The sequence below is a fragment of the Mycobacterium sp. genome, from assembly GCF_036488105.1.
Lineage (GTDB): Bacteria > Actinomycetota > Actinomycetes > Mycobacteriales > Mycobacteriaceae > Mycobacterium.
This window is the reverse complement of record NZ_DASXHW010000043.1, coordinates 1-6,320: the sequence shown is the minus strand read 5'-3', so window position 1 is coordinate 6,320 and position 6,320 is coordinate 1. Positions and strand designations below refer to the sequence as shown.

Genomic DNA, 6,320 nt, shown 5'->3' with positions numbered 1-6,320 from the left:
GTGTTCCACACCATCGCCGTCGCGGTGGCCTCGTGGCCCCAGAACAACACCTGCCGGGCAAGGTGTTGAGTAGCAGGGACTTTCGTGAACAACGCCTGCACAGCGGGCGGGGTGGCGACATCCAGGCGCGGCAACACCCAGCCGGGCGTGCGCTGAAATACCTTGACGAATCCGGCCTTCTTCACCAGCTCTGGGATGATCTGGATCGCGCTGGCGCCGGTGCCGATGACACCAACCCGCTTTCCGGTGAAGTCATATTCCTTGTCCCACCGGGCACTGTGAATCTTGTGGCCTTGGTAGGAATCGATGCCCCTGATATCGGGAAAGCTGGAATCGGGTAGCGGCCCAGACGCCAGGATCACCGTGCGGGCGCGAAAACGCTTGCGGCTGGCCGTGGTTGCGGTCCAGACGCCGGCGTCCTCGTCGAAGGACAGTCCGCTGACTTCCTGACCGAACCGAATGCGGCGACGGATGTCGAACCGATCGGCCATGTCCTCTATGTGGTTGCATATTTCGTCTGCCGGTGAGTAGGTCCGCGACCAGGTCGGGTTTTTGACGAACGAGAACGAGTACAGCAGTGACGGGATGTCACAGCTGGCGCCCGGATAGCTGGTGTCCCGCCAGGTTCCGCCGACGCGGTCGCTGCGCTCCAGGATGATGACGTCGTCGACGCCGGCTTGGGCCAGTTTGATCGCTGCGCCAAGGCCGCTGAACCCGGCTCCGACGATCAGCGTGGCGTAGGTGGGTGTGTTCGCCATGGTCATGCCGCCGGCTCGTAAGTGACTTCTCGAACCCAGGTAGGTACCGACGGCAGAAGCGGCCGCGGATACCGGTCGGAAAGCCATACCATCGAATTGGCCAACAGGTGGTACGGGTGGCGCGGATTCGTGACCACTCCGGCGTAGCGCCTCAGGAACCGGTAAGTCGGTACGCGCCCGGTGTGTTCGCCCCGGTCGCCGAGCTCTTTGAATCGTTTGACGGCCTTGTACAGCCGCTCGGGCTCCATGCCCATCGCGGTGATCTCGTTGCGGATCCGGTTGATCAGTGGCGCACCCATGATCGCGCCGATAATCAGACCCGGAGTGGCATTGTGGCCGACGAAGTCGATCAGCAACCGTCGGATCTTTGCGTGTCCGATCATGTCGAGCACCTCGAAATCGACTACCAGATGGCGTGATTCGTCATTATTGATCTTCTCGAACACCCGGTGGCAAACAGGGTCGTGCACCTCGTCGAGGAGGAACTTCAACAGGGCGCCGTCCAGCGCGACTTCGAGCATCGGGATGACGGTGCCGAGCAGAGAAAGCGGCATGTCGTCGGCCCAGCGGTCCAGCCAGTCGATGGCCAGCCGGATGTTCACGTTCGGCTCGGGGACCTCGCCGTCCTCGAGCATGCCCCAGCGCTTCATCAGTGCCAGTTCGGCGTTGGCGTGACGCTGTTCCTCGGCGTGGAAGTAGCGGTAGATCTCACCGATGGTCGGTGTGGGTGCCTTCTTCGCCAGCGCCGCGAACCCGCGGGCGCCGATGTTCTCGATCCAGCACAGGTCGGCCATGAACGCCTTGAGCTGTGGCCGCTGTTCGTCGCTGATCATCTCGGCACCCGGTGCGTCCCAGTCGATGTCGGCCAGCGCCCATTGGCGGTCTTTGATCTTGGCCAGCATCGCTTCCATGTCGATAGCCATCGGATCCTCCTTTGGATGTGCTTCTTCTAAAGCGGCGCGGCCCTGGACACCAGGCCGATGGCGCGGGTGTAGGTACCAGGTATCAACCGTTTGATGTTCCAGCCGATCTTGGCTTCGAGTTGCGGCATGCAGTACAGGTCGCCGCGATCGTGGGCGTCCAGGCAGGTTTGCGCCACCTTGTCGGCTGAGACACCAGTCCAGCGCATGATCTTGTGGGCGAACTGATTCGTCTCCGAGGAGATGCGGCCGGATTCGAGGATGTTGGTCTTGACGAAGGTGGGGCACAGCGCGGTGACTTTTACTCCGCTGCCGGACAATTCGGCGGCCAGGGTCTCCGAGAGCGACAGCGCGCCGGCCTTGCTCACGTTGTAGGCCGCCATGCTCGGCGCGGCACCGAACGCTGCGGCGGAGGCGACGTTGATGATGCCGCGCGGTGCATCCGAAGGGTCGGCTGTCCGCAGGATCGGCGCGAAGACATGGCAGCCATGAATGGGTCCCCACAGGTTGATGCCCAACACCCACTGCCAGTCCTCGATGGGGAGTTCGCCGATCGGGGCCCCGCCGGAGCCGACGCCGGCGTTGTTGATCACCAACGTGGGTGCGGCGCCGAACCAGGATTGAGACTGCTTAGCCAGATCGACAACCTCGTCGAGTCGGGTTACGTCGCAGGTGATCGCGACTGCCTCGCCGCCGATGTCGGCGATCGCGCTCACCGTTCTTTTCGCGGCCACTTCATCGATGTCGCTGCAGACGACCCGACTGCCACGGCGGGCCAGTTCGATCGCGAACGCTGCGCCGATGCCGCTGCCGGCGCCGGTCACCACCGCACGCGCGTGATGGCTCGCCTTGGGCGACTTGCCAAACGGTCCGATCATCTTCAGACGGCCTTCCCTGATATGGCCTCAATACCGTTGTCTCGCATCGAGGTATCGATGAAACGTGCGACATGCTTCATGGCCTTGACAGCTTCCGGCGACAGCCTGGTACGTACGCCGGGCGCACGGACCCATTCGCCGACCACGCGACGTCCGTCGTGGTGCACGTCAACGGGCTCGATGCTGGCTCCGGCCAGCGACGGTCCGAAGGCATCCATGATGCCGGCCACGATCCGTCGCGACAGCCACAGGCTCCATGCCTGTTCGGGCGGTAAGACCGCGCTGATCTGCCGCAATGTTGTCATGCTCAGCACGGCTGCGGATCGGGATCGCAGCGATCCACGAGTCGGCACTGACTCCGTCATGCGAATGAGTCAACACAAAATGGTGACATTCGTCAATGGCAACGTTGCGTGTCGGGTCTATTTCGAGACGCCGATCAGTTCTGCTCGGGCCTGATCCACCTGATCGAATGCGTAGGTCACCATGGCGGCGTTGAACATGTTCGCCCCGGCACGCGCGAAGGATTCGTAAGCCTTGTCGCCGAGAACTTCGCGTAGGTGGGTGATCGTGGTGTTTATCTCGGGGAAGGCGGTCCGCGTGAGGGGGTTCGCGGCGAATCCGCTGATGGTGGCGGCGGGTTCGTGTCGCCCGAGCCTGTCGAATAGCGCGGCGAGGATTGCCAGCGGGCTGTGCAGGAGCGAGAAGCTGCCGGAGTCGTAGAAGTTGCGGATCGCCAGGTCTAGGTAGTCGAGCGCGTTCATGGGGTCGCCGTGGGTGGCCGCAAGCCTCGACAGCATGACCGCGAGGTGCGACTCGACCTGTCGGTTACCGCTATCTTGAGCGATCGTCAAGCCTCGGCGCTGGGCGTCATGCGCGGCGGCGGGATCGGCGTCCCGATAGCCGAAGCCGTATCCAAGCAGCGCCATCGACTGCACGTGGGGATTTTCGGTGGCGTCGGCGGCGGCGAGCAGGCCTTGCGCGGCCGCCACTGCCTCATCACCGGCCCCGGCAATCGTCAACGCCATAACCAGGCATGCCCGGACATACGTATGAGGGCCGGGCTCTCTTGCGATCATGTTGCGGCACAACTCGACCCACCGCTCGGGCTCACCCTTGGTGATGTACGCACCGCCGAGCATGACTTCGAACTCGAACGGAACCTGGTCCAAACGTCCGCTATCGATAGCTGCCTGGCCAGCGTCGCCGTAGCCGATGGCGTCGTCGATTCGCCCAGTCACATAGCACTGGGCGGCCACTACATAGAGCTGTGCCAGCCGTGGATGTTCGACGGCCTTCGCGGGTTCGACGAGCTCCTCGGCCCATGCGACGGGTTCGTACTGCTCGACCCACGAACCGAGGAATGTCGCGTAGACGGCGATCGCGGTGGCGCTGTCGAGGTCGCCGCGATCGGCGGCCCACCGAAACGCGGCGCGCAGATTCGCCAACTCGAGAGTGATCCACTCATAGGCCTCGCATTGTCGGGGACTGTCCCACAGTGCCAGGATGTCGGCTTCGCGCCCGGCGAAGTGGCGAGCGTGCGCATCACGCGCTTCGGTGGCCTCGCCCCTGTCGACGAGTTGTTCCTCGGTGAATTGGCGGATGGTCTCCAGCATCGAGAACCGCGTTCGCCCCGATGACCGGTCAGCGACGATCAGTGACTTGCGCACCAGCGCATCGAGGAGATCCAGTGTTGCATAGTCGTCGGTGTCGTCGGATCCGGCTACCGCGCAGGCACTTTCGAGGTCAAACCCGCCGGAGAACACCGAACACCGATCCAGGAGCGCTTTTTCGGTGTCGTCGAGCAGGTCGTAAGACCACGCCACAGCGTGGCGCAGCGTTTGGTGGCGTGCCAAGCCACGCCGCGAACCGACGAGCAGACGGAATCGATCATCGAGGCGATCGCGGATTTCGGCCGCAGTCATCGACGCCATCCGCGACGCTGCTAACTCGATCGCCAATGGGATTCCATCGAGACGACGACAAATGTCCTCGACAGCGGTCGTCTCATCAGCGAGCGCACCCGACACCATGCTTTGAGCGCGTTCGACAAACAACTCCACCGCCGCACCGACATCCAGTGAAGGCACCCGCCACAACTGCTCGTCTGCGACGCCGATTCCCTCACGACTAGTGGCCAAGACTTTCACGGTCGCAGAGGCGGCGACGATCGCCCCAACTAGATCCGCGACGCTGTCAACGACGTGCTCACAGTTGTCGAACACCAACAGCCGCGACCGGCCCTCCAAGGCGGAAGCCACCGACTCGCTGACGCCCTTTCCCGGTTGTTGAGTGATGCCCAACACCGCGGCCACCGCATCGGGTACCGCGGCAGGGTCGGCGACTGCGGCCAACTCGAAAACCCATACCCCGTCTACAAATTCGTCGTCCAATTGTGTCGCGACTTCCAATGCAAGCCGGGTCTTGCCGACTCCCCCTACGCCGGTCAACGTCACCAACCGATGTGAACGCACGGCGGCTTCGACATCGGATACCTCGGTGTCGCGCCCTATCAAGCGCGTGATCGCAGGCCGCAAGTTCCCGGGATTCGAGTCGACTCCCCGCAATGCCGGAAAGTCCGTACAAAGGCCCGGCGCTTTCAGCTGGAACACCGTGATCGGGTTTGGCACATCTCGCAACCGCCGCGGACCCAGATCCACCAGGTCGACTCCCGTAAGCAGGACCGCTGTCGAGTCCGCCACCAGGATCTGACCGCCGTGCCCGGCGGCCATCACCCTGGCGGCACGATTGAGCACCGCACCGAAGTAATCCCCATCGCGTAGCTCGGCCTCGCCGGTTGCCAGCCCCATCCGCACCGGCAACTCCAGCGCCCGCTGCGCGCCCACTGCCGCATCGACCGCAGACTTCGGCGACGCGAAAGCGGCACACACCCCGTCACCGGTGTGCTTGAACATGAAGCCACCGTGCGCCTCAATCGCGGAGCACAACACCGCGTCGTGTGCGGCTAGAGCTGTCCGCATCGCATCGGCGTCGGCCTCCCACCGACGGGTCGAACCCTCCACGTCGGTGAACAGAAACGTCACAACCCCCAACGGCCGACCCGCACTCTCAGCGGACACCCAGGAAGAATCTCACAACAGACACGCTCCCACCTCAAACATTGGCGGATCCGCCGAAGCTGTTGAGCACCACGTCCGCGATGCCGTTTTACATATATGAGTTGATATGTAACATTGCCAGGTATGGCCGTCGTCACACTCGCGCAGCGTGATCTCACCGACGAGGCCGGTGATGTCGAAACGTAGGCCGCGGGTTGGCGTCATCGGGGCCGGTCCCGGCGGTATCGCCATGGGTATTCAATTGGCCCAAGGTGACTACGATTTCACCATCTTCGAACGCGGCGACGGGTTCGGCGGAACGTGGCGCAATAACACCTATCCCGGTGCGGCGTGTGATGTGCCGTCGCACTTCTACTCGTTTTCGTTCGCGCTGAACCCGTACTGGAGCAAGACCTACGCGAACCAACCGGAGATCCTCGCCTATCTGGAACGGGTCGCAGACGACCACCAACTGGGTCAGCACCTGAAGGCCGGCACCGCCGTGACGTCGCTCCGTTGGTCTGATGCCGATACGCAATGGGCGATCGAGACCGAGCAGGGGAGTCGACACGAGGTCGATGTTGTCGTCAGCTCGGTCGGCATGCTTGATGTCCCCAACATCCCGACAATTCCAGACCGGGAGCTGTTAGGCGGCCGCGTTTTTCACTCGTCGCAGTGAGATCATTCGAAATCGACGGCGGGAGA

Annotated in this window: 6 protein-coding genes; 1 reads left to right on the top strand and 5 read right to left on the bottom strand. The window is 63.2% G+C overall.

Annotated elements, in window-relative coordinates; all coding sequences use genetic code 11:
• From VGH54_RS02330 to VGH54_RS02310, 5 genes are all read right to left on the bottom strand, one after another.
• A partial coding sequence (locus VGH54_RS02330; RefSeq protein ID WP_331510323.1) for an NAD(P)/FAD-dependent oxidoreductase occupies window positions 1-764 on the bottom strand: 764 nt, incomplete at its 3' end.
• On the bottom strand, window positions 761-1,681 hold the full coding sequence (locus tag VGH54_RS02325; RefSeq protein WP_331510322.1) for a ferritin-like domain-containing protein: 921 nt from the start codon (window positions 1,679-1,681) through the stop codon (window positions 761-763). The genes VGH54_RS02330 and VGH54_RS02325, both read right to left, overlap by 4 nt.
• A 26-nt stretch (window positions 1,682-1,707) precedes the next feature.
• Entirely contained in the window at window positions 1,708-2,556 is an 849-nt protein-coding gene (locus VGH54_RS02320) for an SDR family NAD(P)-dependent oxidoreductase (protein ID WP_331510321.1), read from the bottom strand.
• A gap of 2 nt (window positions 2,557-2,558) precedes the next feature.
• The gene (locus VGH54_RS02315) at window positions 2,559-2,921 is read right to left on the bottom strand and encodes a hypothetical protein (protein ID WP_331510320.1); all 363 of its coding nucleotides are present in this window, start codon (window positions 2,919-2,921) and stop codon (window positions 2,559-2,561) included.
• A 57-nt stretch (window positions 2,922-2,978) separates the two neighbouring features.
• A complete protein-coding gene (locus VGH54_RS02310) occupies window positions 2,979-5,636 on the bottom strand; it encodes an adenylate/guanylate cyclase domain-containing protein (RefSeq protein WP_331510319.1) in 2,658 nt (885 codons plus the stop codon).
• A 172-nt stretch (window positions 5,637-5,808) separates the two neighbouring features.
• Between VGH54_RS02310 and VGH54_RS02305 the strand changes: the two genes are divergently transcribed.
• Window positions 5,809-6,294, top strand: coding sequence for an NAD(P)/FAD-dependent oxidoreductase (locus VGH54_RS02305; RefSeq protein WP_331510318.1), 486 nt, complete (start codon window positions 5,809-5,811; stop codon window positions 6,292-6,294).
• The last annotated feature ends 26 nt before the right edge of the window (window positions 6,295-6,320 follow it).